Consider the following 24,610-nt stretch of genomic DNA (forward strand, 5'->3'; position numbering starts at 1 on the left):
GGTTATAATCGGCCACTTTATGAGCAAGAAGTGCGTTATGCAGCTGGTTAGAGGCCTTCACAACCTGCGCCCCGAACATCGGGGCTGCGTCGCCACGATTGGCAATTTCGACGGCGTTCATCGCGGCCACCAGGCTATCCTGGCGCGTCTGCGCGAGCGTGCCGTCGAACTGGGTGTGCCCAGTTGTGTAGTGATCTTCGAGCCGCAGCCGCGTGAGTTCTTTGCGCCCGAAACGGCGCCGGCCCGTCTGGCCCGTCTGCGTGACAAGCTCGAGCTGCTCAGTGCCGAAGGCGTTGACCGGGTACTTTGCCTGTCCTTCAATCAGCGTCTGTGCAAGCTCAGCGCGGCCAGTTTCGTCGAAACCGTGCTGATCGACGGTCTGGGTGTTCAACACCTTGAAGTGGGCGACGATTTTCGTTTTGGCTTCGACCGGGTCGGTGACTTCGACTTCCTGCAACAGGCCGGCACGACGTATGGTTTTACTGTAGAAGCGGCGCAGACCGTTGAAATAGATGGCATCCGGGTCAGCAGTACCAAGGTGCGCAAGGCTTTGGCTGCGTCGGACTTTGCCCTGGCCGAGCGCATGCTCGGTCGTCCGTTTCAGATCGCCGGGCGGGTATTGCACGGCCAGAAGCTGGCACGTCAGCTGGGTACGCCCACCGCCAACGTACAACTCAAGCGTCGTCGTGTACCGCTGAGCGGAGTCTATCTGGTCAGCACCGAGATCGATGGCAAAGCCTGGCCGGGGGTCGCCAACATCGGCGTACGCCCGACGGTAACGGGTGATGGCAGTGCCCACCTTGAAGTGCATCTTCTGGATTTTGCCGGCGATCTTTATGACCGGCGTTTGACGGTGGCTTTCCACCACAAGCTGCGTGATGAGCAGCGTTTCGCCTCACTGGAGGCGCTCAAGACGGCGATCAATGCGGACGTCGCCGCCGCCCGTGCCCATTGGCATGGCTAACCGCTAAACAAGAGCCTGAAATGACTGACTATAAAGCCACGCTAAACCTTCCGGACACCGCCTTCCCTATGAAGGCCGGCCTGCCCCAGCGCGAGCCGCAAACTCTGCAGCGCTGGGACAGCATTGGCCTGTACCAGAAGCTGCGCGAGATTGGCAAGGATCGTCCCAAGTTCGTTCTGCACGACGGTCCTCCGTACGCCAACGGCAATATTCACATCGGTCATGCGGTCAACAAGATTCTCAAGGACATGATCCTGCGTTCCAAGACCCTGGCGGGCTTCGATGCCCCGTATGTGCCGGGCTGGGACTGCCATGGTCTGCCGATCGAGCACAAGGTCGAAGTGACCCACGGCAAGAACCTCTCCGCAGACCGTACGCGTGAGCTGTGCCGCGCCTATGCGTCCGAGCAGATCGAAGGCCAGAAGTCCGAATTCATCCGTCTGGGCGTGCTGGGCGACTGGAGCAATCCGTACCTGACCATGAACTTCGCCAACGAAGCCGGAGAAATCCGCGCGCTGGCCGAGATGGTCAAGGGCGGTTTCGTCTTCAAGGGCCTCAAGCCGGTCAACTGGTGTTTCGATTGCGGCTCGGCACTGGCTGAAGCCGAAGTCGAGTATCAGGACAAGAAGTCCTCGACCATCGACGTGGCGTTCCCAATCGCCGACGAAGCGAAACTGGCAGCCGCATTCGGCGTGCCGTCGCTGGGCAAGCCTGCGTCCATCGTGATCTGGACCACCACACCGTGGACGATCCCGGCCAACCAGGCGCTGAACGTCCATCCGGAGTTCGAGTACGCGCTGGTCGATGTCGGCGACAAACTGCTGGTACTGGCCGCCGAACTGGTCGAGAGCTGTCTGGCCCGTTACAAGCTGGAAGGCACGGTCATTGCGACCACCACCGGTCAGGCGCTGGAACTGATCAATTTCCGCCATCCGTTCTACGACCGCCTGTCGCCAGTCTATCTGGCTGACTACGTTGAACTGGGTGCGGGCACGGGGATCGTTCACTGCTCGCCTGCCTATGGCGTAGACGACTTCACTATCTGCAAACAATATGGCCTGAGCAACGACGACATCATCAGCCCGGTGCAGAGCAACGGTGTGTATGTCGAGTCGCTGGAGTTCTTCGGTGGCCAATTCATCTTCAAGGCCAACCAGAATATCATCGACAAGCTGGTCGAAGTCGGCAGCCTGATGGACACCGAAACCATCAGCCACAGCTACATGCACTGCTGGCGCCACAAGTCGCCCTTGATCTACCGCGCCACGGCGCAGTGGTTCGTGGGCATGGACAAGCAGCCTGAAAGCGGCGAGACCCTGCGCAAGCGTGCGGTCAAGGCCATCGAAGACACTGAATTCGTTCCGGCATGGGGGCAGGCGCGCCTGCACTCGATGATCGCCAACCGTCCTGACTGGTGCATCTCGCGTCAGCGCAATTGGGGCGTGCCGATTCCGTTCTTCCTGCACAAGGAAAGCGGCGACCTGCACCCACGTACCGTCGAGCTGATGGAAGAAGTGGCGCAGCGTGTCGAGAAAGAAGGCATCGAGGCCTGGTTCAAGCTCGACGCCAGCGAGTTGCTCGGTGACGAAGCCGGCAAGTACGACAAGATCTCCGACACCCTGGACGTCTGGTTCGACTCGGGCACCACGCACTGGCATGTGCTGCGCGGTTCGCACCCGATGGGCCATGAAAGCGGTCCGCGTGCCGACCTGTACCTGGAAGGCTCGGACCAGCATCGCGGCTGGTTCCACTCCTCACTGCTGACCGGCTGCATGCTGGACGATCACGCACCGTATCGCGAGCTGCTGACCCACGGGTTCGTGGTCGACGAGAACGGCCGCAAGATGTCCAAATCGCTGAACAACGTGGTAGCGCCGCAGAAGGTCAACGACTCGCTGGGTGCCGACATCATGCGTTTGTGGGTATCGGCGACCGATTATTCCGGCGAGATGGCGGTTTCCGATCAGATCCTGCAGCGCAGCGCCGACGCCTATCGTCGTATCCGCAACACTGCACGCTTCCTGCTCTCCAACCTGACGGGCTTCAACCCGGCGACCGATATCCTGCCCGCCGAGGAAATGCTCGCGCTGGACCGTTGGGCCGTGGATCGCACCCTGCTGCTGCAACGCGAGCTGCAAGAGCATTACGGCGAATACCGCTTCTGGAACGTGTACTCGAAGATCCACAACTTCTGCGTGCAGGAGCTGGGAGGTTTCTACCTCGACATCATCAAGGATCGTCAGTACACCACGGCGGCCAACAGCACCGCGCGTCGTTCATGCCAGACGGCACTGTTCCACATCTCCGAAGCGCTGGTGCGCTGGATCGCGCCGATCCTGGCGTTCACCGCCGACGAGCTGTGGCAGTTCCTGCCCGGCGAGCGCAATGAATCGGTGATGCTCAACACCTGGTACGAAGGCCTGACCGAAATGCCTGCCGACTTTGACATGGACCGCGCCTACTGGGAGCGGATCATGGCGGTGAAGACCTCGGTCAACAAGGAAATGGAAAACCTGCGCGCTGCCAAGGCGATTGGCGGCAACCTGCAGGCTGAAGTGACCCTGTATGCCGAGGAGTCGCTGGTGGCTGACCTGTCGAAACTGAGCAACGAGCTGCGCTTCGTGCTGATCACCTCGACAGCCAGTGTGGCGCCGCTCGCGTCTGCGCCAGCCGATGCCGTGGTCACCGAAGTTGCCGGCCTGAAACTGAAAGTGCTCAAGTCCAGTCATGCCAAATGCGCCCGTTGCTGGCACCACCGCGAGGATGTAGGGGTAAACCCCGAGCATCCGGAAATCTGCGGTCGTTGCGTAGACAACATCAGCGGTGCAGGCGAGGTTCGTCACTATGCCTAACGCCTCGTTTGGCCGTCTGGCCTGGCTGTGGTTGAGCGTGCTGGTTCTGGTCATTGACCAGGCCAGCAAGTATTACTTCGAGAACGCGTTGACCCTGTACCAGCAGATCATCGTGATTCCGGATCTGTTCAGCTGGACCCTGGCCTACAACACCGGTGCCGCCTTCAGTTTTCTGGCTGATGGTGCCGGCTGGCAGCGCTGGTTGTTCGCCCTGATCGCAGTGGTGGTCAGCGCTGTGCTGGTCGTCTGGCTCAAGCGTCTGGGGCGTGACGACACGTGGCTGGCCGTTGCACTGGCGCTGGTACTGGGCGGCGCACTGGGCAACCTCTACGACCGTATCGTGCTGGGCCACGTGATCGACTTCATTCTGGTTCACTGGCAGAACCGCTGGTACTTCCCGGCGTTCAACGTCGCGGACAGTGCGATCACCGTCGGGGCAATCATGCTGGCGCTGGACATGTTCAAGAGCAAGAAAACCGGAGAGACCGTCAATGACTGAGCAATCTTCGACTCAAGGCTCGTCCGACGAGCTGCGCATCGGTCAGAATACGCAGGTCACTCTGCACTTCGCCCTGCGTCTGGAAAACGGCGATACCGTCGACAGCACCTTCGAAAAGGCCCCGGCCACCTTCAAGGTCGGTGACGGCAACCTGCTGCCAGGCTTCGAAATGGCGATTTTCGGCTTCAAGGCGGGTGACCGAAAGACCGTCGAGATTCTGCCGGAAAACGCCTTTGGTCAGCCCAACCCACAAAACGTGCAGATCATGCCACGCTCGCAGTTCGTAGGCATGGAACTGTCCGAAGGGTTGCTGGTGATCTTCAATGACGCCGCCAATACCGAGTTGCCCGGCGTGGTGAAAGCATTCGATGATGATCAGGTCACCATTGACTTCAATCACCCGCTGGCAGGCAAGACTCTGAGCTTTGAAGTGGAAATCTTCGAAGTGAAGGCGATTCTGGCTTCCTGACCTTCGCCGTCGAGCCCGGCCCAGGCCGGGCTACCCCGTACCAACCATGAGGCACCGCATGCAAATCAAACTCGCCAACCCCCGCGGCTTTTGTGCCGGAGTGGACCGCGCGATCGAAATCGTCAATCGCGCTCTGGAAGTGTTTGGTCCGCCGATTTATGTGCGCCATGAAGTTGTTCACAACAAATTTGTCGTCGAAGACCTGCGCTCTCGCGGTGCGATCTTCGTCGAAGAGCTGGATCAGGTGCCGGACGACGTCATCGTTATCTTCAGCGCCCACGGTGTCTCCCAGGCTGTGCGTACCGAAGCTGCAGGCCGTGGTCTGAAAGTGTTCGATGCTACCTGCCCGCTGGTGACCAAGGTACATATCGAGGTCGCCCGTTACAGCCGCGACGGCCGCGAGTGCATCCTGATCGGCCACGCCGGTCACCCGGAAGTCGAAGGCACCATGGGTCAGTACGATGCTGCCAATGGTGGTGCGATCTATCTGGTCGAGGACGAAGAGGATGTTGCCAGCCTGCAGGTGCGCAACCCTGAAGCCCTGGCCTTCGTGACCCAGACTACCTTGTCCATGGATGACACCAGCCGGGTGATCGATGCCTTGCGCAAGCGTTTTCCGGCCATTGGCGGGCCGCGCAAGGACGACATCTGCTACGCCACGCAAAACCGTCAGGACGCGGTCAAGCAACTGGCCGATGAGTGCGATGTGGTGTTGGTGGTGGGCAGCCCGAACAGCTCCAACTCCAATCGCCTGCGCGAGCTGGCCGAGCGCATGGCGACTCCGGCCTACCTCATCGACGGCGCCGAAGACATGCAACAGGGCTGGTTCGACGGTGTAGAGCGTATTGGTATCACTGCGGGCGCTTCGGCCCCCGAAGTGCTGGTGCGCGGCGTGATCCAGCAATTGCAGGCCTGGGGCGCGACCGGTGCGGATGAGCTTGCCGGCCGCGAGGAGAACATCACCTTCTCCATGCCCAAGGAATTGCGCGTCAAGTCGCTGCTCTGAGGCTATTCAGCCACACAGCGCTGCATCGATTTTCGTGTCCTCGACTCTCACGCGGCCGGCCGGTGCGACTATCACTCGATAGTTGCTCACCGGCTGGTCTGCAGAGCAAATGTGCAACGTCCTGGCGGTTCTGCGCCGTAACGTCCCCAAACCGTTGAAACTGATTTCCTCTACACGCTTGCGGTTATCGACCACTCGCGTTGTGCCGCCATTGGCGCGTTCGATCAGCACCGGATCGTTTTCGTCGGGACCTTTGCCATCTGCGTCGAGTATGATCCGCCAGCCGTTGCTCCAGTCGTTCTCGATGGCATGAAGCGTAACGATCTGGTTGCGTGTGATTGCGGCCGCTCTCGCCGAACGAATGCCGCTGGCCAGCTCCCGGGCGGTCGCAAGGCCTCGGCTGGAATCGATGAGTTCCTTGAAAGAGGGGGTTGCGACGTTGGCCAGGATGGCCACCAGTGCAACGACGATCAATAATTCGATCAGTGTGAATCCTGCATGCTTCATATGCTTTCCTCCCTGGAAACCGCCGTTTCAATACACTGCGGGCGTTCGTCGTCGCAAAACAACCGTACGTCCCGCTATGGATTTTCCAGCGGCGTTGCTGCCTTATAGTCGTAACGTCTAGGAGACACTCAATGCGTCATATAGCCAAGGGATTCAGCCTCATCGAATTGTTAGTCACTGTGTCCCTGGTGGGCATCCTGGCGGCTATCGCTATCCCGAATTTCACCAGCTCCATCCAGAGCAACAAGGCCGATACCGAACTCAGCGATTTGCAGCGGGCGCTCAACTATGCGCGACTCGAGGCGATAAACAGGGGAGTGGCGGTGCGTATAGCGCCGACCAGCGGGACGGCGTGGACCAACGAATTGCAGGTGTATCTGGTTTCCGATACTCAGACGACGCCCACTGCGCTGCGAAAAATAGCGGCCATGAGCAGCGGCGCCACGCTGGTGGCCGATAACAATGCCACAGCAATTGATTTCAACAACCTGGGCGCGCTCATTGCCCCGGCTGCGGCGGTGACCATGACTTACACCCGAGGCACCATTAGCAAAACCATAAAGGTCTGTCTGACCGGTCGTATCACCTTGGGTGGAGGCTGCTAATGGCTGGTGAAACCCGATATCGCCAGACCGGTATGACCTTGATCGAGGTACTGGTCTCGGTATTGATTCTGGCCATCGGCCTGCTGGGCGCCGCGGCCATTCAGCTCAACGCGCTCAAGTACACCGACAGCGCGACCATGAGCAGTCAGGCGAGCTTCATTGCTTACGACATGATGGACCGCATCCGTGCCAATGTTGATGGTAATGCCAGTGCCAATGGGTCGACCAATGTACTGGCGACTTATGCCTTGGCGAATCTGGATGCGGCGCCAGCGGCCAATCCGAACGATGCCAGAGCGCAGGATCTCTCTGATTTCAGAGGCAACATCATCAACTTTGCAGGCTCGAGCGGTACCGGCAGCATTGATATCACCGGAGCTCCTGAAGTGACCATTAACATCGGCTGGAGCGACACAAGGGCTGCGGGATCGAGCAATCAGGCAACCGGGAACACGACCGGCAGCCCGAGCAACCGGAGTTTTACGCTGACCTCGCGGATCGGGGTCAACCCATGAGAAAGCTTTCCAGAGGCTTCGGTCTGGTCGAAATCATGGTGGCGCTGGTCCTGGGGCTGGTGGTCAGCCTGGGTATCGTGCAGATATTCACGGCTGCCAGAGGCACCTACCAGAGCCAGAATGCCGCAGCGCGGATGCAGGAGGATGCGCGTTTCCTGCTGAGCAAACTGATTCAGGAAATCAGGATGACCGGCATGTATGGCTGCCTGAGCTTCAAAAACTACACGCCTGTATCTCCTGCTATCCCGTGGCCGATCGCACTGGATACTCCAATTCTCTGGGATAATCCGAGCAGGACGCTGACGCTGGTGACTGCCGACGTGGGGACCACAGGCAGTACGCCCACCTGGACCATCGTTTCAGACTGTCAGTCCAAGACGCAGCTTTACGCCAGTACTCGTGCGCCAGATACGGGGCAGACGGCCTTTCCGTTGCGGCAGTTGGTCTACACGCTCAGCGGAACAGACTTGACCATAAAATATGGCACGGATGGCACTCCGCAGCCGCTGTTGCAGAACGTCGCGGACTTCAGTGTTTCTTTCGGCATGACGGGTAACCCGATGTCCTATACCACGGCTGTTACCAAGGCCAACGCCGACGCTGTGCGCAGTGTGCGTATCAGCCTGACGCTGCAGGATGGGCAGAACGGCATCGTCAAGCCTCAGCAGTACAACGTTGTCGCTTACTTGCGTAATCGCTTTTGAACGGGCCGGGCATGAACAGGATCGTGCGATTCAAATCGATACAGGCTTTCCCTGCACGGCAGGGCGGTATGGTGTTGCTGGTCAGTCTGGTGTTTCTGCTGCTGCTCACTCTGCTGGGTATCTCTTCCATGCAGAACGCCACGCTGCAGGAAAAGATGGCGGGAAGCGTCACCCTGCGCAATCAATCCTTCCAGAAGGCCGAAGCGGCATTAAGGCTGGGAGAGTCTTCGATCAAGGTGGCCGGATACACGCTGGCCAAGTGTACAAACTGCGCCCCACCCGCTGAATCAACCACGCTGACCGCCGCGGGAGTGGGGGCGTCCGGGGTGAGCTGGCTGGCAGCAGGTGGTGGCTTTTACGGTGTACAGAATCTGGGGACCACGGCGACACCTGTGAATCGGCCACCGATCTGTACCGGGACAGTAACGCTCTATCGCGTGACATCAGTCGCTATTCAAGGCACGTCGCGCACGGTGCTGGAGAGTATTTATGCCAATTGCTGAGAAACTCCGTCGCAGCCTGAAGTATCTCGGCGGTGCGCTTTTGGCTTTTTATGCCCTTACGCCCGTGTATGCGTTTACGCCAGCACAAGTACCGTTGCTCAGTGCGTCGGCCGTGCCGCCTAACCTGATGCTGCTGGTGGATAACTCCGGGAGTATGTACAACATCATCTGGGCCGCCGGCTTTGATCCGACGGTGACCAATCGTCCCTCGATTATCTATGCGCAGCCTGGGTCATGCGGTCTTTTTAACTGCAGAGGCGTCTCCATTCAGGGCGACGACACGCTCTCGCTGGACTCTGCCGGGCCTTACACGTGCAGAAGCGATTACACCTACGTTGCGCGTGACAACGTGGGTTACTGCCTGAAGTTGCCCGATCCGGCCGGCAACGAGAGCACCACTCGCTACACTGCAGATTACCTCTCTTATCTGGTTGACCTGACGCGGGCCGCCAACACAACTACCAAAGACTTCACCGTCAATAACATCATTCCCAACGATTACCGTATCAATGTCGCGCGCAACGTTTCATTGAACCTCGTTGCCAACAACAAATCCCTGAGAATCGGTCTGGCCGGGTTCAACCCGCCGACCAACGCTGATCCCGGGCGTGGAGGGAAGATTTCCAGACCTGTTGCAGACCTGTCCCCTGTCGCCAGTAACCCTTACAACAACGGCGGTGTCAGCCAGGCTGATGCAAACGATAATGTCACTGCCCTCAATGCGGCCATCAATGCACTGCGAGGCGACTCCAATACGCCGTTGGCCGAAACGTATTATGAGATAACCCGCTACTTTCGGGGCATGACCCCGTATTACGGTTATAGCGGGGCACCGACGACCTACACCAGCCCTATACAGTACCGGTGCCAGAAAAACTTTGGCGTGGTGATCACTGACGGCTTGCCGACATACGATCGGACGTTCCCGACCAACGATCCGGAGGATGTACTCAATACCTCACGCTCACTGCCCAATTGGGACTTGAATGCGGCCAATGACGGGGCCAATCTTAATGGTGATGGTGAGGGCGATACGCTTTATCTGGACGACCTCGCCAAGTTCGCGTATGACATCGACATGCGAAGAGCGAGCAGTACACCTGCCACTGACCTGACCAAGAAAAGTTGGGACACAGACGGCTTCTCTCAACAGAACATGACTACCTACACCATTGGTTTCACAGCCGCCAACCAGATGCTGATAGACGCTGCTGACAATAACCATGGGCACGGCAAGTATTTCCAGACCAATGACAGCGCCGGTTTGAACAACGCCTTGAACCTCGCATTGAGCGATATCTATGCCAAGGCCGGTTCGGGCGGCGGTGGCGTGGCAAACTCGTCTACCCTTCAGGCGGGCAGCCGCTTCTACCAGACCCTTTATGACCCGACGGACTGGCATGGCACGATCAAGGCTTACAATCTGGACGCTACGACAGGAGCGCTGAGCGCCCCTGTCTGGACCACCGATACCACGATCACCAGCAGCACCAAGGCGCCTGTGTTCGAGTCATGGAGCACAGCGGCGACACCGACGAAAATCACCCTGGATTTTCTGAATTTCACGCAGGCGCAACGCGATGCCTTTACCGCTACGCTGCCGAGCGGAGTGACCGGCGCGGAGGTTATTGCCTGGGCCAAAGGCACGGCCAATGCCAAGCTTCGTACTCGTGCCACGCTCTTGGGCGATATCGTCAATTCATCATTGGGTGCCGGGCTGCCGACAGAGAAGACGGCGTCTGATTTGCTCGGCGATACCACTTACACGACGTACCTTTCTGCCAAGTCCAGCAACATGAGTTCCAGTCTGCTGGCCAACGCCAACGATGGCTTCTTCAATGTGATCGACGCCAGCTCCGGTGCGCGTAAATACGCGTATATGCCGTCCACGTCTCTGAGTTCATTGGCGACCATTTCATCCTCTTCCTACGGTTCCGGCGTTCACCGTTTCACGGTGGATGGTCAGATTGCAGTCTTCGATACGCAGGCATCCGCAGGGAGTGTATGGCGCACGGTGGCGTATTCCGGGCTGGGCGCTGGCGGCAAGGCTTTTTTTGCGATCAAGCTTTTCGAAGGTTCGGCAGACAGCATCGGGGCATTGTGGGAGGTCAAGGCTCCCGACACTTCAGACACCAACAACAAGTTCAACAACCTTGGATACACCTACTCCAAGCCGGATGTAGCACGTATGGCCGATGGCACCGGGATCGTTGTTGTGGGCAACGGTTACGGCAGTTTTACCGGGAGGGCGTCTCTGTATGTACTCAACGCCAACACCGGACAGTTCATTGCCGAAATTCCGACTCCGGTCACTGGCAGCGAAACGGATAACGGGTTGTCTTCGGTGAAACTTCGGGTCAATTCGCAGAATGTCGTTCAAGCAGCCTATGCGGGCGATCTCAAGGGCCGCCTGTGGAAGTTCGACATGAGCGGGGCCGCAGCATCCAGCTGGAAAGTCGCTTTCAATGGCTCACCCCTGTTCACTGCACCTCAGGGAGCCAGTCAGTCGATTACCGTTCAGCCCTTGTTGCTGGACCATCCACTCAACGGCAAGATCGTGTATTTCGGTACCGGGAAATTCAGCGAAACTGCGGACAAGCAGACCAGCTCGTTGCAGGATTTCTATGCCATCTGGGATGGCGACAACGGTTCAGGCAACATCGTTGAGGCCAATCTGCAGCCCCAGGCCATTAACGGGACGGTAGTCGGAAGTGGCAATACGTATTACACCACGACTTCCAATGATGTGGATTGGGGCACCAAGAAAGGCTGGTACCTACCGTTGGCAACCACGGCCCCGTATGTCGGCGAGCGGATTATCTATCCGGCACAAACCTCTCGCGGTCGTATCATCTTCACCACGGCAGCCGTCAACTCTACCGACCCTTGCGAAAGCACCGGGACCGGGCGCTTGTTCGAGCTGAACGCCGCGACTGGCAGCATGCTTAATTACCAGGTACTGGATACCAACAATGACGGCGATATCAACTCTTCGGATTTGATCATTGGCGGTCTCGGTATCGGTACCGGTATCCCGGTAGTGGCTTCTATCGTTGCCGGTACCAATGGGGCCAACGATAACAAGTACGTGATTGACTCCAGCGGCGGCCCGCCCACCAAGATTACTGAGAAGGGCGGTAGCGCTAACGTCTTCCAGCGCATCATGTGGCGACAAATCCAATAGGGAAACTAGACATGCGAGTGACATCCAGGGGCTTTACGTTGATCGAACTCATGATCGTCGTGGCGATTGTCGGTATTCTGGCGGCCATCGCGTACCCCAGTTACACCGAATACGTGAAGCGCACCCAGCGGTCGGCGATTGCCAGCCTGCTGTCCGAGCAAAGCCAGGCGCTGGAGCGGTTTTATTCGCAGAAGGGAAATTACTCGGATTACAAAGGAGTATCTGGTGGCAATACGTACTACAAGATAACGCCGACCCTAACTGCCACCGACTTCACCCTGACAGCTGACCCTCTCCCAGGCACGCTGATGGCTGGCGACAAGTGTGGCAGTTTCGTGATCACTAACACCGGGGCGCGTACCAACACGGGCGCAACCAGCGGCGTCACTGCCAAAGATTGTTGGGGCCGCTAAACCGTTTCCTTGTCACGAGACCAAGATGTCCAAGCAGAAAGTAGTCATCGTAGGCGGTGGCGTTATAGGTCTGCTGACCGCCTTCAATCTCGCCTCTGAGCAGGTCAGCGTCGTGCTGCTGGATCGTTCGGGCGTTGGCCAGGAGTCTTCCTGGGCAGGCGGCGGGATTGTCTCGCCGCTTTACCCGTGGCGCTACAGCACTGCGGTCACCGCGCTGGCGCATTGGTCGCAGGACTTCTACCCTCACCTCGCCGAGCGTTTGCTCGCACAGACCGGTATTGACCCTGAAGTGCACAGGACTGGCCTGTACTGGCTCGATCTTGATGACGAGCAGTCTGCGCTTGAATGGGCTGCCCGCGAAAAACGTTCGTTGAACCGCGTGGATATCTCGGCGGTGAATGATGCCGTGCCGGTGCTGGGTGAGGGCTATTCGCGGGCGATCTACATGGCCGATGTGGCCAACGTACGTAATCCCCGTCTGGTCAAATCGCTCAAGGCCGCCTTGCTGGCATTGCCCAATGTCGAGATTCGCGAGCACTGTGAAGTCAGCGGCTTTACCCGTGAAGGCAGCAGGATTTCGGGTGTGCAGACGTCTGCAGGGGATATCACCGGTGATCGGGTGATTCTGGCGGCGGGTGCGTGGAGCGGCGAGTTGCTCAACACCCTGAGTCTGGAACTGCCGGTCGAGCCGGTAAAAGGCCAGATGATTCTCTACAAGTGTGCATCGGACTTTCTGTCGAGCATGGTGCTGGCGAAAGGGCGCTACGCGATCCCGCGTCGCGACGGGCATATCCTGATCGGCAGCACCCTGGAGCATGAAGGGTTCGACAAAACCACTACGCAGGCCGCATTGGAAAGTTTGAAGGCGTCGGCCGTCGAATTGCTTCCGCCATTGGCCCACGCCGAGCCCGTCGCCCAATGGGCAGGCCTGCGCCCTGGTTCGCCTGAGGGCATCCCGTTCATTGGCCCGCTGGAAGGTTTTGACGGCCTGTGGCTCAACTGCGGGCATTACCGCAACGGTCTGGTGCTGGCTCCGGCGTCCTGCCAGTTGATCACTGACCTGCTGCTGGACCGCGAGCCCATCATCGACCCCGCACCCTACGCGCCTGCGGGGCGCCTGGCAGGCTAGCCATCCTCTCGGTCATTCGGAGCGTGGGGCACGATGGTGTTCTCTCGCGCACCTATCGTTCCGCACGCTCCCGCGTGGGAACGCCTTTCGTGACGCTCTGCGTCACACGTTTTTCGCCGCGCAACGCATTCAATCCAGGCCCAGCTTCTTCAGGCGATAGCGCAGTGACCTGAACGACAAACTGAGCCTTTCTGCCGCCGCAGTGCGATTCCAGCGTGTTTCTTCCAGTGCCTGCAGGATGAGCTGGCGTTCGATGCTTTCCAGGTAGTCTTCAAGGTTGTCGATGTCGGCCAGGCTCGGGCCGTCGCTCTCCTGAGGGCTGGCGGACTCTGTCAGGCGCAGGTCGCTGGCGTGGATTTCATCGTTCTCGCACAGCGTGTAGGCGCGCTCCAGCATGTTTTCCAGTTCGCGCACGTTACCGGGGAAGCGGTAGCTCTTCAGCGTTTCCAGCGCCTGCGCGTTCAGGCGTGCGACGGGTTGTGCGCCGTTCCCGGCAAGGCGCTTGAGCACGCTGGCTGCCAGTTGGTCGATATCCTCACGGCGCTCGCGCAATGGGGGCACGCGCACTTCGATCACGTTCAATCGGTAATAAAGATCCTGACGAAACCGACCGGCCGCGACCTCTGCATTCAGGTTCTTGTGGGTGGCACACAGAATACGTACGTCGACAATCTGCTCTTGCTGGCCGCCGACGCTGCGGATGGATTTTTCCTGAATGGCGCGCAGCAGTTTGACCTGCATGGCCAGCGGCAGGTCGGCGACCTCATCGAGAAACAGCGTGCCGGTGTGCGCCGCCTGAAACAGACCGGGCTTGTCTTCGTGGGCACCGCTGAAGCTGCCTTTGCGATGACCGAAGAATTCGCTCTCCATCAGCTCGGAAGGAATGGCGCCGCAGTTCACCGGTATGAAAGGTTTGTCGATGCGCGGACCCTGCTCGTGGATCAGACGCGCTACAAGCTCCTTGCCGCTGCCCGACTCGCCGCTGATGTAGATCGGCGCCTGGCTGCGGGCCAGTTTGCCGATCTGATTGCGCAAGGTACGCATTGCCAGCGAGTCGCCCAGCAGGCGGTTGTCGATGCTTCGCGTGGGTGGTGCGCCGGGCAGGCTCAGCGCGCTATTGACCAGCTCGCGCAACCTGCCGAGGTCGACCGGCTTGGTCACAAAGTCGAAAGCCCCGGCCTTCAGCGCGTTGATCGCCGTGTCCAGATTGCCGTGGGCAGTGATCATCGCCACCGGCACGTGGGGGTAGCCGTGCTGTATGTGTTGCACCAGCTCAAGGCCATTACCGTCAGGCAAACGCATGTCGGTCAGGCACATGTCGAACGGTTCGCGGGCCAGCCAGTCGTGCGCTTCGGCGACGTTACGGGCACTGCGGGTGTCGAGTTTCATGCGCCCCAGCGTGATCTCCAGGAGTTCGCGAATATCCGGCTCATCATCGACTATCAGGATTTTTTGCCGTTGGCTCATGCTCAGCTCGTCTTGAACGGGTGGGCGAAGGTAATGCGCAGGCAACTGCCACCTGTGGGGCGGGGCGCATATTCCAGGTGCGCCTGATTGCTTTCGCACAGTTCACGTGACAGATATAGACCAAGGCCGGTGCCTTTGCTCTCTGTGGTGAAAAACGGTTCGAAGATCTTGCTCAGGTGTTGCTCGCTGACCCCCGGCCCGTCGTCCAGCACTTCCAGCGTAGGCAGCTCGCTTCTGGGGTCATTGTGCAGTTTCAGCCAGACCTGTGCTGATGGATGATTTTTGCCGCTGTAGCGCAGGCCGTTCTGCAACAGGTTGGTCATGATTTGCGTCAGTTGTCCAGAATCCATGCGGGTTGTCAGCGTGCCGGGGCTTATGTCGACATGAATCGACTGATTGGGCGCAGCGGAACTGCGAAATTCAGCAACAAAGTGTTCCAGCCAGGTTTTCAGGTCGAGCAGTTCGGGTTGCGCTTCGCGTCTGCGCGACAATTGCAGGACATTTTCGATGACCCGATCAATGCGTCCCGACTGCTCATGAATGATCTGCCCCAGGCGTCGATCCGCTGCACTGAGCTCTTCCGATTCATTAAGCAACTGCGCCGCATGACTGACGGCACCCAGCGGGTTGCGTATTTCGTGGGCAATCCCGGCGGTCAGGCGTCCCAGTGCGGCAAGCTTGAGCTGCTGCGCCTGATGGGCAATCTGCGACAGGTCTTCGAGAAAAACCAGCGTCTGACGCTGATCTCCACGGTTGAGTGTGGCGAAGCTCGGTTGCAGTACCAGCCCCACGGGGGCGGTGGTGATGCTGCGCGGCACCATGATCGGATTGACGAGCCACTGGCGCAGGCGTTCGACCAGTTGTGGCGAGCAGGTGTCGATGAGCTGGCCGACCAGTTGTTCCTGGCCCAGCAGGTGTAAGGCCCCCTGATTGGCCAGCAGCACCTGATGGTTGGCATCCAGCACCAGAATGCCGGTACGCATGCGTTGCAGAATGAGTGCGTTGAGTGCCTCCAGGCTGTCGACATCCGCCGCGCGCTGCTCGGCCAGTACCTCGCTGACCTGCATGCGCGCTGTCAGCGCCTGCACCAGCAGGGCGGCGGCGAAGCACAAGGCGCCCAGCGAGCCAGCCTGCACGTAGTCGTTGGAAACCGAAGGTGTGCCGAAGCTGATGTAGAACGTCAGGTAGATGATGCCGATGGCCGAAACCGCAGCGATCAACAAGCCGATACGGCCGCGCAGCAACACATTGCTGATCGCTACTGAGGCAATCAACAGGTTGCCGATACCGCTGGAGGGCCCGCCGGCTGCATAGAACAGCGCGGAGAGCATGATCGCGTCGGTCATCGCCAGGCCGAAAAACTGTGCCTGACGGCTGGGGCGTTCCAGCAGCACGACGACCAGAATGTTGAACACCAGATACAACCAGCAGCCCGAGCGGAACAGGTTCGGGTTGGCCAGTTGCAGCAGCTCGGTTTCCAGGCTGCTGGAAATCAACAGGACCAGTACAACGCCGATGGTCAGTCGATAGAGGTGGTACAGCCGCAGAATCCGCTGCGCCTGCGGGCTGACAAGGGACGGTGAGTCAGCGGTCACGTGCCGCGGGGCCCTGCAGGCGGTGTGCCTCGCTGCAATACCATTGCTGTGCCTGGCTCAGCGCACGATCCTGCGGCAGATGAACGCCACACTGCGCGCATCGCACCATGGGTGTCGAGGCCAGTTCAGGCGGCTCGGCGCGGGATTTCGGCTTGGGGGGATTGATCAGACGCTTGACGAACCAGACCAACGCCGCGATCAACGCGACCCACATAAGTAAGCGAACCATGACTACCAGCTTAGTGATTGACGATGGCGCAGTGTAGCCAAGCCGCGAGCGGGCGCACAGGGGCAAAATTGATGCACAAAAAAAGAGGCCCGAAGGCCTCTTTTTTCATGCACTCAGGATCAGTCGAACAGACCCAGGGTCATGTAGCTGAACCACGAACGGCTCTTGGTGCCTTTCGCTTCGGCGTCTTTTTCCGCCTGTTCGTCCAGCTCGGCCTGATTCTCCGGCAGCAGTTCTTTCGGAATGGAATCCTTGGCGTCCTGGTACTGCTTCTTCATGTCCTGATCGGCGCGGGTCTGGCCCGGTGGCAGCGGAGCGCTGCCGTCGATCAGGCCAAGGGTCGCTTTCGACAGCCATGAGCGGTTATCGGCCTCGGCTTCACGCGGGGTGAACTTGCCGTCAGCCAGTTGCGGGTGGTTCGGGTAGTTGGTCTTCAGCACTTCCAGGCTGGTGGCAGCCAGGTCGTCAAGGTGCAGACGCTGATAGGACTCGACCATCACCGCCAGACCGTCGCCGACCGAAGGCGTCTCCTGGAAGTTTTCCACTACATAGCGGCCACGGTTGGCGGCGGCGACATAGGCCTGACGGGTCAGGTAGTAGTCGGCTACGTGGATTTCGTAGGACGCCAGCAGGTTGCGCAGGTAAATCATGCGCTGCTTGGCGTCAGGCGCATAGCGACTGTTCGGAAAGCGGCTGGTCAACTGGGCGAATTCGTTGAACGAGTCACGCGCAGCGCCCGGGTCACGCTTGGTCTGGTCCAGCGGCAGGAAGCGCGCCAGGAGGCCCACGTCCTGGTCGAAGGAGGTCAGGCCCTTCATGTAATACGCATAGTCGACGTTCGGGTGCTGCGGATGCAGGCGGATGAAACGCTCGGCAGCGGATTTGGCTGCTTCGGGTTCACCATTCTTGTAGTTCGAGTAGATCAACTCGAGCTGAGCCTGATCGGCGTAGCGACCGAACGGATAGCGAGATTCCAGCGCCTTGAGCTTCTCAGTGGCACTGTTATAGCTGTTATTTCCCAGGTCGGCCTGCGCCTGCTGGTACAGCTCGACTTCGCTGAGGTTTTCGTCGATGACTTCCTTCGACGAACAGGCCGCAGTCAATGCGAGGATGGCGATCAGCAGCAGGTGTTTCACTTGCATGGCGGCTTGCGTCCCTATAACGGCCTGCTGTCTTGGGCGGGGCCGTCCTGTTATGATGAGCGCCCCGCGATACCGGCGGGACAAAAGACGCCGTATTTAACCACAAGCGCGCTGCCGAAACCAAAGGCTAGCCGCCACCTAGTCTGGTCATGTCCGAAAATATAGAACTTCGCGCAGAGGTGCCGTCCGAATTGGGCGGTCAACGCCTCGATCAAGTCGCCGCACAATTATTCGCTGAGCACTCGCGCTCGCGCCTTTCCGCCTGGATCAAGGACGGCCGCCTGACTGTGGACGGAGGCGTTCTGCGCCCTCGCGACATCGTGCACGGTGGCGCTGTTCTCGAGCTGATTGCCGAGCAGGAGGCCCAGGGTGAATGGGTCGCTCAGGACATCGAACTCGACATCATCTATGAAGATGACCAGATCCTCGTCATCAACAAGCCCGCCGGGCTGGTGGTGCATCCGGCTGCCGGTCATGCCGACGGCACGTTGCTCAACGCCCTGCTGCACCATGTACCGGACATCATCAATGTTCCGCGTGCCGGCATCGTGCACCGTCTGGACAAGGACACCACCGGCCTGATGGTGGTCGCCAAGACCATTCAGGCGCAGACACAGCTGGTTACCCAGTTGCAGAGTCGCAGTGTCAGCCGTATCTACGAGTGCATCGTGATCGGCGTGGTGACCGCAGGCGGCAAGATCGACGCGCCCATCGGCCGTCACGGTCAGCAGCGCCAGCGCATGGCGGTGATGGAAGGCGGCAAGCAGGCGGTCAGTCATTACCGCGTGCTGGAGCGCTTCCGTTCGCACACCCATGTACGGGTCAAGCTGGAAACCGGGCGTACCCACCAGATTCGCGTGCACATGGCGCATATCAACTATCCGTTGGTCGGCGACCCTGCCTACGGCGGTCGTTTCCGTATTCCGCCAGCGGCCAGCCTGACCATGGTCGATTCGCTCAAGACCTTCCCGCGGCAGGCGTTGCATGCCCGCTTCCTGGAGCTGGATCATCCGACCACCGGTAAGCGCATGAGCTGGGAATCGCCATTGCCGGACGATTTCGTCTGGTTGCTGTCCCTGCTCAAGCAGGATCGCGAGGCGTTCATCGGGTGAATGACTGGCTGATACCTGACTGGCCTGCGCCAGCACAGATCAAGTCCTGCGTTACCACTCGCTCGGGTGGGGTCAGCCTGGCTCCGTTCGACAGCTTCAATCTGGGCGATCACGTCGATGACAGCCCGCAGGCCGTGGCGAGCAATCGCCAGCGCCTGACCGCCAGTCTCAAGGCTCAGCCCGCCTGGTTGAAGCAGGTGCACGGCGTAGACGTCGTACCTGCCGATCCATCCCGCGTCGTCGAGGCCGATGCCAGCTGGACGAGCACGCCTGGCGTTGCCTGCACCATCATGACCGCCGACTGCCTGCCCGCGCTGTTCTGTCGTCGTGACGGTACGCGTGTGGCTGCTGCGCATGCCGGCTGGCGCGGGCTGGCGGCCGGGGTGCTGGAAGCGACGGCCGACAGCCTGCAGAGTGCTCCCGAAGACATCATGGTCTGGCTGGGGCCGGCCATCGGCCAGCCGTCGTTCGAAGTCGGCCCCGAGGTGCGCGAGGCCTTTACCGCCAGTCACCCGCAGACAGCCGCTGCGTTTGTCGCCAGTTCGAATCCTGATCGTTTCATGGCCGACATCTACGCGCTCGCCCGGTTAAGACTGGCAGCCCAAGGTGTCTCTGCCGTGTATGGCGGCGGGCTGGATACCTTCACCGACCCGCGCTTCTTTTCCTACAGGCGTGCCGCGCGCACTGGCCGCTTCGCTTCGCTGATCTGGATCGAACACGCCTGATTGCCGGGCTGTTTTGCACATTCCAGCTAGACTTGCCTGAACACTCGTCTGATCTGTATCAACCCCGGCCCGCTTGAAACGCGCAGAATCGTCCGCATCTAACTGGCTATTCAGCAGGTTTTCTTTATAGGTGTGTTCATTGCTCCGGCCTGCATTAAAGGAAGGTGACTAATGCGTATCGACAGATTGACCAGTAAATTACAGTTAGCGTTATCCGATTCCCAGTCGCTGGCCGTTGGCCTCGACCATCCCGCCATCGAACCTGCGCACTTGATGCAGGCGCTGCTTGAGCAGCAGGGCGGCTCCATCAAGCCTCTGCTGTTGCAGGTAGGCTTCGACGTCAACAGCCTGCGCAAGGAACTGAGTGCAGAGCTGGACCGCCTGCCAAAAATCCAGAACCCGACCGGCGACGTCAACATGTCGCAGGATCTGGCGCGCCTGCTCAATCAGGCTGACCGTCTGGCGCAGCAGAAAGGCGACCAGTTCATTTCCAGCGAGCTGGTGCTGCTCGCGGCAATGGACGAGAACAGCAAGCTCGGCAAATTGTTGCTGGGGCAGGGCGTCAGCAAGAAAGCTCTGGAAAACGCCATCAACAACCTGCGCGGCGAAGGTGCCGTGAATGACCCGAACGTCGAAGAGTCGCGTCAGGCGCTGGACAAGTACACCGTTGACCTGACCAAGCGTGCCGAAGAGGGCAAGCTCGACCCGGTGATCGGTCGTGATGACGAGATTCGTCGCACCATTCAGGTCCTGCAGCGCCGCACCAAGAACAACCCGGTGCTGATCGGCGAACCTGGCGTGGGCAAGACCGCCATTGCCGAGGGCTTGGCGCAGCGCATCATCAATGGCGAAGTGCCGGACGGCCTGCGCGGCAAGCGCTTATTGTCGCTGGACATGGGCGCGTTGATTGCCGGTGCCAAGTACCGGGGTGAGTTCGAAGAGCGCCTCAAGTCGCTGCTCAACGAACTGTCCAAGCAGGAAGGCCAGATCATCCTGTTCATCGACGAGTTGCACACCATGGTTGGTGCCGGCAAGGGCGAAGGCTCGATGGACGCTGGCAACATGCTCAAACCTGCACTGGCGCGCGGCGAGCTGCATTGTGTCGGCGCCACCACGCTCAACGAGTACCGCCAGTATATAGAGAAGGATGCGGCGCTTGAGCGTCGATTCCAGAAAGTCCTGGTCGACGAGCCAAGCGAAGAAGACACCATTGCGATCCTGCGTGGCCTGAAAGAGCGCTACGAAGTGCACCACAAGGTCGCCATCACTGACGGCGCGATCATCGCAGCGGCCAAGCTGAGCCATCGCTATATCACCGACCGCCAGTTGCCGGACAAGGCCATCGACTTGATCGACGAAGCGGCCAGCCGCATTCGCATGGAGATTGACTCCAAGCCTGAAGTGCTCGACCGCCTTGAGCGTCGCCTGATCCAGCTGAAAGTAGAGGCTCAGGCCCTCAAAAAGGAAAAAGACGAGGCGGCGATCAAGCGCCTGGAAAAACTTCAGGGTGAAATCCAGCGTCTTGAGCTTGAGTACGCGGACCTTGAAGAAATCTGGACCTCGGAAAAAGCCGAGGTCACCGGCTCGGCACAGATCCAGCAGAAAATCGAACAGTCTCGCCAGGAGCTGGAAGCCGCGCGCCGCCGGGGCGATCTGAACCGCATGGCCGAGTTGCAGTACGGGATCATTCCCGACCTGGAGCGCAGCCTGCAAATGGTCGACCAGCACGGCAAGCCGGAAAACCAGTTGCTGCGCAGCAAGGTGACCGAGGAAGAAATTGCCGAGGTCGTGTCGAAGTGGACCGGTATCCCGGTGTCGAAGATGCTCGAAGGCGAGCGTGAGAAGCTGTTGCGCATGGAAACCCTGCTGCACAACCGGGTGATCGGCCAGGAAGAAGCGGTGGTTGCGGTCTCCAATGCCGTGCGTCGTTCGCGTGCCGGGCTTTCCGACCCTAACCGTCCGAGTGGATCCTTCATGTTCCTCGGCCCCACCGGCGTGGGCAAGACCGAACTGTGCAAGGCGCTGGCCGAATTCCTGTTCGACACCGAAGAAGCGATGGTGCGTATCGACATGTCCGAGTTCATGGAGAAACATTCCGTGGCTCGCCTGATCGGTGCGCCGCCAGGCTATGTCGGTTACGAAGAGGGCGGCTACCTGACCGAAGCCGTGCGTCGCAAACCGTATTCGCTGATTCTGCTCGATGAGGTCGAGAAGGCGCATTCCGATGTGTTCAACATCCTCTTGCAGGTGCTTGAAGACGGACGCCTGACGGACAGCCACGGGCGCACGGTGGACTTCCGCAATACCGTGATCGTCATGACTTCCAACCTGGGCTCTGCGCAGATCCAGGAGCTGGTCGGTGACCGTGAGGCGCAGCGTGCTGCAGTGATGGACGCAGTCGGTACGCACTTCCGTCCGGAGTTCGTTAACCGGATCGACGAAGTGGTGATCTTCGAACCGCTGGCGCGTGACCAGATCGCCGGTATCACCGACATCCAGCTGGGCCGCCTGCGCAAGCGTCTGGCCGAGCGCGAGCTGTCGATGACCCTGAGCCCCGAGGCGCTGGACAAGCTGATCGCCGTTGGTTACGACCCGGTCTATGGCGCACGGCCGCTGAAGCGGGCGATTCAGCGCTGGATCGAGAACCCGCTGGCGCAGATGATCCTCTCGGGCAGCTTCATGCCCGGTACGACTATCACCGGCAAGGTGGTCGACGACGAGATCACGTTTGTCTGACAGCGCTCGTTAACGCTCTATAGAAGGGCCCTCGAACCGAGGGCCTTTTTTTGAGGCATGGTCAGCAGTAGAATCAGGCCCGAGAGGCGATCTGAAAAAAAATCGCAAATCATTGTCTTAAAAAGCAATTTATAGGGTTGACAGGTGTTTTTAAAATTGTAGAATAGCGCGCCTCAGAGACGTGAACGCAACGATACAAACGAAGCGGAAAGGTCGATGAGATTGAAATCAACGAGTTAACAGCAAGCTGGTTTCAAGGCGACAGGTTGTAAAGTTGAATCTGAAATCGATAGTTCCGCGATAGCTCAGTTGGTAGAGCAAGTGACTGTTAATCACTGGGTCCCTGGTTCGAGTCCAGGTCGTGGAGCCAGATTTCGCAAGGTTCAATGCAGTTTCAGTCGGGGTATAGCGCAGTCCGGTAGCGCGCCTGCTTTGGGAGCAGGATGTCAGGAGTTCGAATCCCCTTACCCCGACCATATTTGGGTCGTTAGCTCAGTTGGTAGAGCAGTTGGCTTTTAACCAATTGGTCGTAGGTTCGAATCCCACACGACCCACCATTTTTGGTCAGTTTGTATCTGGCTGGATCTTAGGGAGTGACGCCACAAGCGTCACCCAAATAGAAAACGCCTCCTCGGAGGTGTTTTTTAGCATCATCGGGGTATAGCGCAGTCCGGTAGCGCGCCTGCTTTGGGAGCAGGATGTCAGGAGTTCGAATCCCCTTACCCCGACCATTTTCGCCCAGCTGTATCAGGGTTGAAGATCAGGACTCAAGAACAGTCGTTTTGAGTCCAACAGAAAAGGCGTCCTTCGGGACGCCTTTTTTGTTGGGTGCATTTTCAGGTGAGACCGCTTTGAGCAGCCGCCTGATGCGAAATAGGGCACCTGCAAGCTCTGCGATGTCTGGAGCGCCCCGTACCGAGCGAATGCTTGTACGGGGCCTCACGCATGACATCGGGTACTGGAATCAACGTGCTCGCAACTGACAGGCCGCTGCCTGCCTTACTGACTGGCGCGCGTCGGCGCTTTTTGACCCAGGCGTATCAGTTCGTTGGAGAAGCACAAACCAGCGATGATCAGGGCCCCTCCCGGATAGAGGCTTTCGCGCGGTACTTCATTGAGGGCTACAAATGCCAGCAATGCCGCAAACAGCGGTTCGGTGAGTTCAAGCGCTTGCACTTGGGATGGCTTGAGGTACTCAATGGCCTTGGTCGTGCAGAAAAAGCCGAGGATGGTCGGCAGGGCGGCCAGCGCCAGCAGTGCGGCAATAGCCATTGATGACAGCTCGCCGATCACGAAACCATCGGCGGCGGCCGGCATCAGCAGGTACAGGCTGCCGAAGAAGAGCAGTTGACGAGTGAAATGCAGGCCCCCCGAAACGCCCATTTTTTTCATGGCAACTGAAAACGCTCCGTAGCCACAGCCTGCGATCGAGGCCAGGGCTGCACCTTCCAGAGTGAAGCCCTGTTGCAAATCAGCGCCGAAGATCACTGCAATTCCTGAGATGGCCAGTGCGGCCCCCACGGTTGCATTTGCAGTGATGGCATCCTTCAGTAACAGGCGCCCCAGAATGATCGACGAGATTGAGGCACTGGCCATGAGTACGACCACGACACCCGCCGCAGCGTAATGTCGGTAGGCGGACGTTTCGAAATGGAACAGCACGAAAATACCGAGGAACGCGCAGATCGCGGCCTGGCTCCATTTGGCGGCTGATGTCGGACGCTTGAGGAAGCGCAGCACGATCGAGAGCAGGATGCACCCCAGTATCGTTTTGATGACGGCAACGCTGCTGGAGGTGAAGCCATTGCTCATGAGTACCTTGCTTAGCACACCAATGGTTGCGTTCAGTGCGGCGGCGGAGAGCGCAAAGATAACGCCCTTGCTGAAATTGGATTGCATTGATGACGTTCCCTGTCGCTGGTTTGTCGTTTGAGAGGAGTGAAGCGATTGCGGGTGGCCTGCAGATCCACGCTGGCCTTGGCAATCATCGGGCAATGTTCGGCGAGTTAGATAAACCAGGTCAAGGCCTGAAAAGTTGTCGAATGCGGCAGCAACCCATAAAGCAGATAATCCTTGACGCCTGACACGAGCGTCAAAAGCAGTGCGAGCAAGACGTTGGCGCACGACCACGGAAAGCAGTTCCAGCTTACTGGGGCTGCGAATCAGCCGATTGACCAGCAGATACTTCAGGTTTGCCGGTGCGCCGATCAGCAGGCTTGCCAGTAGTAACAGCCGAGGCGTGGACTCGCCCAGG

General features: G+C 59.2%; 21 protein-coding genes and 4 tRNA genes. 19 read left to right on the forward strand and 6 right to left on the reverse strand.

From position 1 onward, the window contains the following. Positions 1-37: 37 nt before the first annotated feature. From ribF to ispH, 5 genes are read left to right on the forward strand one after another with little or no spacing between them, the layout of a single operon-like run. Positions 38-964, forward strand: coding sequence for a bifunctional riboflavin kinase/FAD synthetase (ribF, locus tag BT119_RS23805; protein WP_003371105.1), 927 nt, complete (start codon positions 38-40; stop codon positions 962-964). 20 nt (positions 965-984) lie between these two features. Then, positions 985-3,816 carry an isoleucine--tRNA ligase gene (gene ileS / locus BT119_RS23810; RefSeq protein ID WP_003435638.1) on the forward strand — a complete coding sequence of 944 codons (2,832 nt, stop codon included), beginning with the start codon at positions 985-987 and terminating at the stop codon, positions 3,814-3,816. Beyond that, positions 3,809-4,315: a signal peptidase II gene (gene lspA, locus BT119_RS23815; RefSeq protein ID WP_003371110.1), complete on the forward strand. Its 507-nt coding sequence runs from the start codon at positions 3,809-3,811 to the stop codon at positions 4,313-4,315. Before ileS ends, lspA begins: the two co-directional genes overlap by 8 nt. Then, the gene (locus tag BT119_RS23820) at positions 4,308-4,784 is read left to right on the forward strand and encodes an FKBP-type peptidyl-prolyl cis-trans isomerase (RefSeq protein ID WP_044310113.1); all 477 of its coding nucleotides are present in this window, start codon (positions 4,308-4,310) and stop codon (positions 4,782-4,784) included. The genes lspA and BT119_RS23820 overlap by 8 nt, the downstream gene beginning before the upstream one ends. A gap of 58 nt (positions 4,785-4,842) precedes the next feature. Then, a complete protein-coding gene (gene ispH, locus BT119_RS23825; protein ID WP_003318785.1) occupies positions 4,843-5,790 on the forward strand; it encodes a 4-hydroxy-3-methylbut-2-enyl diphosphate reductase in 948 nt (315 codons plus the stop codon). Between the two features lie 6 nt (positions 5,791-5,796). Here ispH and BT119_RS23830 read toward each other — a convergent pair whose 3' ends face one another. Continuing rightward, on the reverse strand, positions 5,797-6,297 hold the full coding sequence (locus BT119_RS23830; protein WP_003371117.1) for a GspH/FimT family pseudopilin: 501 nt from the start codon (positions 6,295-6,297) through the stop codon (positions 5,797-5,799). A gap of 131 nt (positions 6,298-6,428) precedes the next feature. Between BT119_RS23830 and BT119_RS23835 the strand changes: the two genes are divergently transcribed. From BT119_RS23835 to thiO, 7 genes are read left to right on the forward strand one after another with little or no spacing between them, the layout of a single operon-like run. After that, positions 6,429-6,902: a GspH/FimT family pseudopilin gene (locus BT119_RS23835; protein WP_002551984.1), complete on the forward strand. Its 474-nt coding sequence runs from the start codon at positions 6,429-6,431 to the stop codon at positions 6,900-6,902. Next, positions 6,902-7,417, forward strand: a complete 516-nt coding sequence (gene pilV, locus BT119_RS23840; protein ID WP_002551985.1) for a type IV pilus modification protein PilV — start codon at positions 6,902-6,904, stop codon at positions 7,415-7,417. Before BT119_RS23835 ends, pilV begins: the two co-directional genes overlap by 1 nt. After that, positions 7,414-8,121, forward strand: coding sequence for a PilW family protein (locus BT119_RS23845; RefSeq protein WP_072367032.1), 708 nt, complete (start codon positions 7,414-7,416; stop codon positions 8,119-8,121). The genes pilV and BT119_RS23845 overlap by 4 nt, the downstream gene beginning before the upstream one ends. 11 nt (positions 8,122-8,132) lie before the next feature. After that, positions 8,133-8,624, forward strand: a complete 492-nt coding sequence (locus tag BT119_RS23850; protein ID WP_003371123.1) for a pilus assembly PilX family protein — start codon at positions 8,133-8,135, stop codon at positions 8,622-8,624. Further along, positions 8,611-11,808, forward strand: coding sequence for a pilus assembly protein (locus tag BT119_RS23855; RefSeq protein ID WP_003435656.1), 3,198 nt, complete (start codon positions 8,611-8,613; stop codon positions 11,806-11,808). The genes BT119_RS23850 and BT119_RS23855 overlap by 14 nt, the downstream gene beginning before the upstream one ends. An 11-nt stretch (positions 11,809-11,819) precedes the next feature. Then, complete coding sequence (locus BT119_RS23860; RefSeq protein ID WP_065348986.1) at positions 11,820-12,221, forward strand: type IV pilin protein; 402 nt, start codon at positions 11,820-11,822, stop codon at positions 12,219-12,221. 25 nt (positions 12,222-12,246) lie between these two features. Further along, complete coding sequence (gene thiO / locus BT119_RS23865) at positions 12,247-13,350, forward strand: glycine oxidase ThiO (RefSeq protein ID WP_072367033.1); 1,104 nt, start codon at positions 12,247-12,249, stop codon at positions 13,348-13,350. A gap of 129 nt (positions 13,351-13,479) precedes the next feature. Here thiO and BT119_RS23870 read toward each other — a convergent pair whose 3' ends face one another. From BT119_RS23870 to BT119_RS23885, 4 genes are all read right to left on the reverse strand, one after another. Next, positions 13,480-14,817 (reverse strand): sigma-54-dependent transcriptional regulator, encoded by a 1,338-nt coding sequence (locus BT119_RS23870; RefSeq protein WP_003371131.1) that lies wholly within the window; start codon positions 14,815-14,817, stop codon positions 13,480-13,482. A gap of 2 nt (positions 14,818-14,819) precedes the next feature. Then, positions 14,820-16,412: a sensor histidine kinase gene (locus tag BT119_RS23875; RefSeq protein WP_003435661.1), complete on the reverse strand. Its 1,593-nt coding sequence runs from the start codon at positions 16,410-16,412 to the stop codon at positions 14,820-14,822. Beyond that, a complete protein-coding gene (locus tag BT119_RS23880; RefSeq protein WP_032609810.1) occupies positions 16,402-16,641 on the reverse strand; it encodes a PP0621 family protein in 240 nt (79 codons plus the stop codon). Before BT119_RS23880 ends, BT119_RS23875 begins: the two co-directional genes overlap by 11 nt. A gap of 119 nt (positions 16,642-16,760) precedes the next feature. Beyond that, entirely contained in the window at positions 16,761-17,783 is a 1,023-nt protein-coding gene (locus tag BT119_RS23885; protein ID WP_003371138.1) for an outer membrane protein assembly factor BamD, read from the reverse strand. 149 nt (positions 17,784-17,932) lie between these two features. Here BT119_RS23885 and rluD point away from each other — a divergent pair, with 149 nt between their 5' ends. From rluD to BT119_RS23920, 7 genes are all read left to right on the forward strand, one after another. Next, positions 17,933-18,895: a 23S rRNA pseudouridine(1911/1915/1917) synthase RluD gene (rluD, locus tag BT119_RS23890; protein WP_002551999.1), complete on the forward strand. Its 963-nt coding sequence runs from the start codon at positions 17,933-17,935 to the stop codon at positions 18,893-18,895. Continuing rightward, positions 18,892-19,620 carry a peptidoglycan editing factor PgeF gene (gene pgeF / locus BT119_RS23895; protein WP_003435662.1) on the forward strand — a complete coding sequence of 243 codons (729 nt, stop codon included), beginning with the start codon at positions 18,892-18,894 and terminating at the stop codon, positions 19,618-19,620. The genes rluD and pgeF overlap by 4 nt, the downstream gene beginning before the upstream one ends. Before the next feature lie 171 nt (positions 19,621-19,791). Beyond that, complete coding sequence (gene clpB, locus BT119_RS23900; protein WP_072367034.1) at positions 19,792-22,356, forward strand: ATP-dependent chaperone ClpB; 2,565 nt, start codon at positions 19,792-19,794, stop codon at positions 22,354-22,356. 294 nt (positions 22,357-22,650) lie between these two features. Then, positions 22,651-22,726 (forward strand) — tRNA-Asn (locus BT119_RS23905). Positions 22,727-22,755: 29 nt separating this feature from the next. After that, a tRNA-Pro gene (locus tag BT119_RS23910) sits at positions 22,756-22,832 on the forward strand. Positions 22,833-22,837: 5 nt separating this feature from the next. Continuing rightward, positions 22,838-22,913 (forward strand) — tRNA-Lys (locus BT119_RS23915). A gap of 97 nt (positions 22,914-23,010) precedes the next feature. Continuing rightward, positions 23,011-23,087, forward strand: a tRNA-Pro gene (locus BT119_RS23920). A 268-nt stretch (positions 23,088-23,355) separates the two neighbouring features. Here the strand turns inward: BT119_RS23920 and BT119_RS23925 are convergent. Next, positions 23,356-24,255, reverse strand: coding sequence for a DMT family transporter (locus BT119_RS23925; protein ID WP_072367035.1), 900 nt, complete (start codon positions 24,253-24,255; stop codon positions 23,356-23,358). Positions 24,256-24,610 lie beyond the last annotated feature (355 nt).

The organism is Pseudomonas sp. NFACC10-1, from assembly GCF_900119195.1.
GTDB classification, from domain to species: domain Bacteria; phylum Pseudomonadota; class Gammaproteobacteria; order Pseudomonadales; family Pseudomonadaceae; genus Aquipseudomonas; species Aquipseudomonas cerasi.

Coding starts and splice junctions, on each gene's coding strand:
- BT119_RS23845 (WP_072367032.1), top strand. CDS start 7,414: ATGAGAAAGCTTTCCAGAGGCTTCGGTCTGGTCGAAATCATGGTGGCG.
- lspA (WP_003371110.1), top strand. CDS start 3,809: ATGCCTAACGCCTCGTTTGGCCGTCTGGCCTGGCTGTGGTTGAGCGTG.
- ribF (WP_003371105.1), top strand. CDS start 38: ATGCAGCTGGTTAGAGGCCTTCACAACCTGCGCCCCGAACATCGGGGC.
- BT119_RS23855 (WP_003435656.1), top strand. CDS start 8,611: ATGCCAATTGCTGAGAAACTCCGTCGCAGCCTGAAGTATCTCGGCGGT.
- BT119_RS23880 (WP_032609810.1), bottom strand. CDS start 16,641: ATGGTTCGCTTACTTATGTGGGTCGCGTTGATCGCGGCGTTGGTCTGG.
- clpB (WP_072367034.1), top strand. CDS start 19,792: ATGCGTATCGACAGATTGACCAGTAAATTACAGTTAGCGTTATCCGAT.
- BT119_RS23925 (WP_072367035.1), bottom strand. CDS start 24,255: ATGCAATCCAATTTCAGCAAGGGCGTTATCTTTGCGCTCTCCGCCGCC.
- ileS (WP_003435638.1), top strand. CDS start 985: ATGACTGACTATAAAGCCACGCTAAACCTTCCGGACACCGCCTTCCCT.
- ispH (WP_003318785.1), top strand. CDS start 4,843: ATGCAAATCAAACTCGCCAACCCCCGCGGCTTTTGTGCCGGAGTGGAC.
- BT119_RS23835 (WP_002551984.1), top strand. CDS start 6,429: ATGCGTCATATAGCCAAGGGATTCAGCCTCATCGAATTGTTAGTCACT.
- BT119_RS23820 (WP_044310113.1), top strand. CDS start 4,308: ATGACTGAGCAATCTTCGACTCAAGGCTCGTCCGACGAGCTGCGCATC.
- BT119_RS23860 (WP_065348986.1), top strand. CDS start 11,820: ATGCGAGTGACATCCAGGGGCTTTACGTTGATCGAACTCATGATCGTC.
- BT119_RS23850 (WP_003371123.1), top strand. CDS start 8,133: ATGAACAGGATCGTGCGATTCAAATCGATACAGGCTTTCCCTGCACGG.
- BT119_RS23830 (WP_003371117.1), bottom strand. CDS start 6,297: ATGAAGCATGCAGGATTCACACTGATCGAATTATTGATCGTCGTTGCA.
- BT119_RS23885 (WP_003371138.1), bottom strand. CDS start 17,783: ATGCAAGTGAAACACCTGCTGCTGATCGCCATCCTCGCATTGACTGCG.
- BT119_RS23870 (WP_003371131.1), bottom strand. CDS start 14,817: ATGAGCCAACGGCAAAAAATCCTGATAGTCGATGATGAGCCGGATATT.
- pilV (WP_002551985.1), top strand. CDS start 6,902: ATGGCTGGTGAAACCCGATATCGCCAGACCGGTATGACCTTGATCGAG.
- rluD (WP_002551999.1), top strand. CDS start 17,933: ATGTCCGAAAATATAGAACTTCGCGCAGAGGTGCCGTCCGAATTGGGC.
- thiO (WP_072367033.1), top strand. CDS start 12,247: ATGTCCAAGCAGAAAGTAGTCATCGTAGGCGGTGGCGTTATAGGTCTG.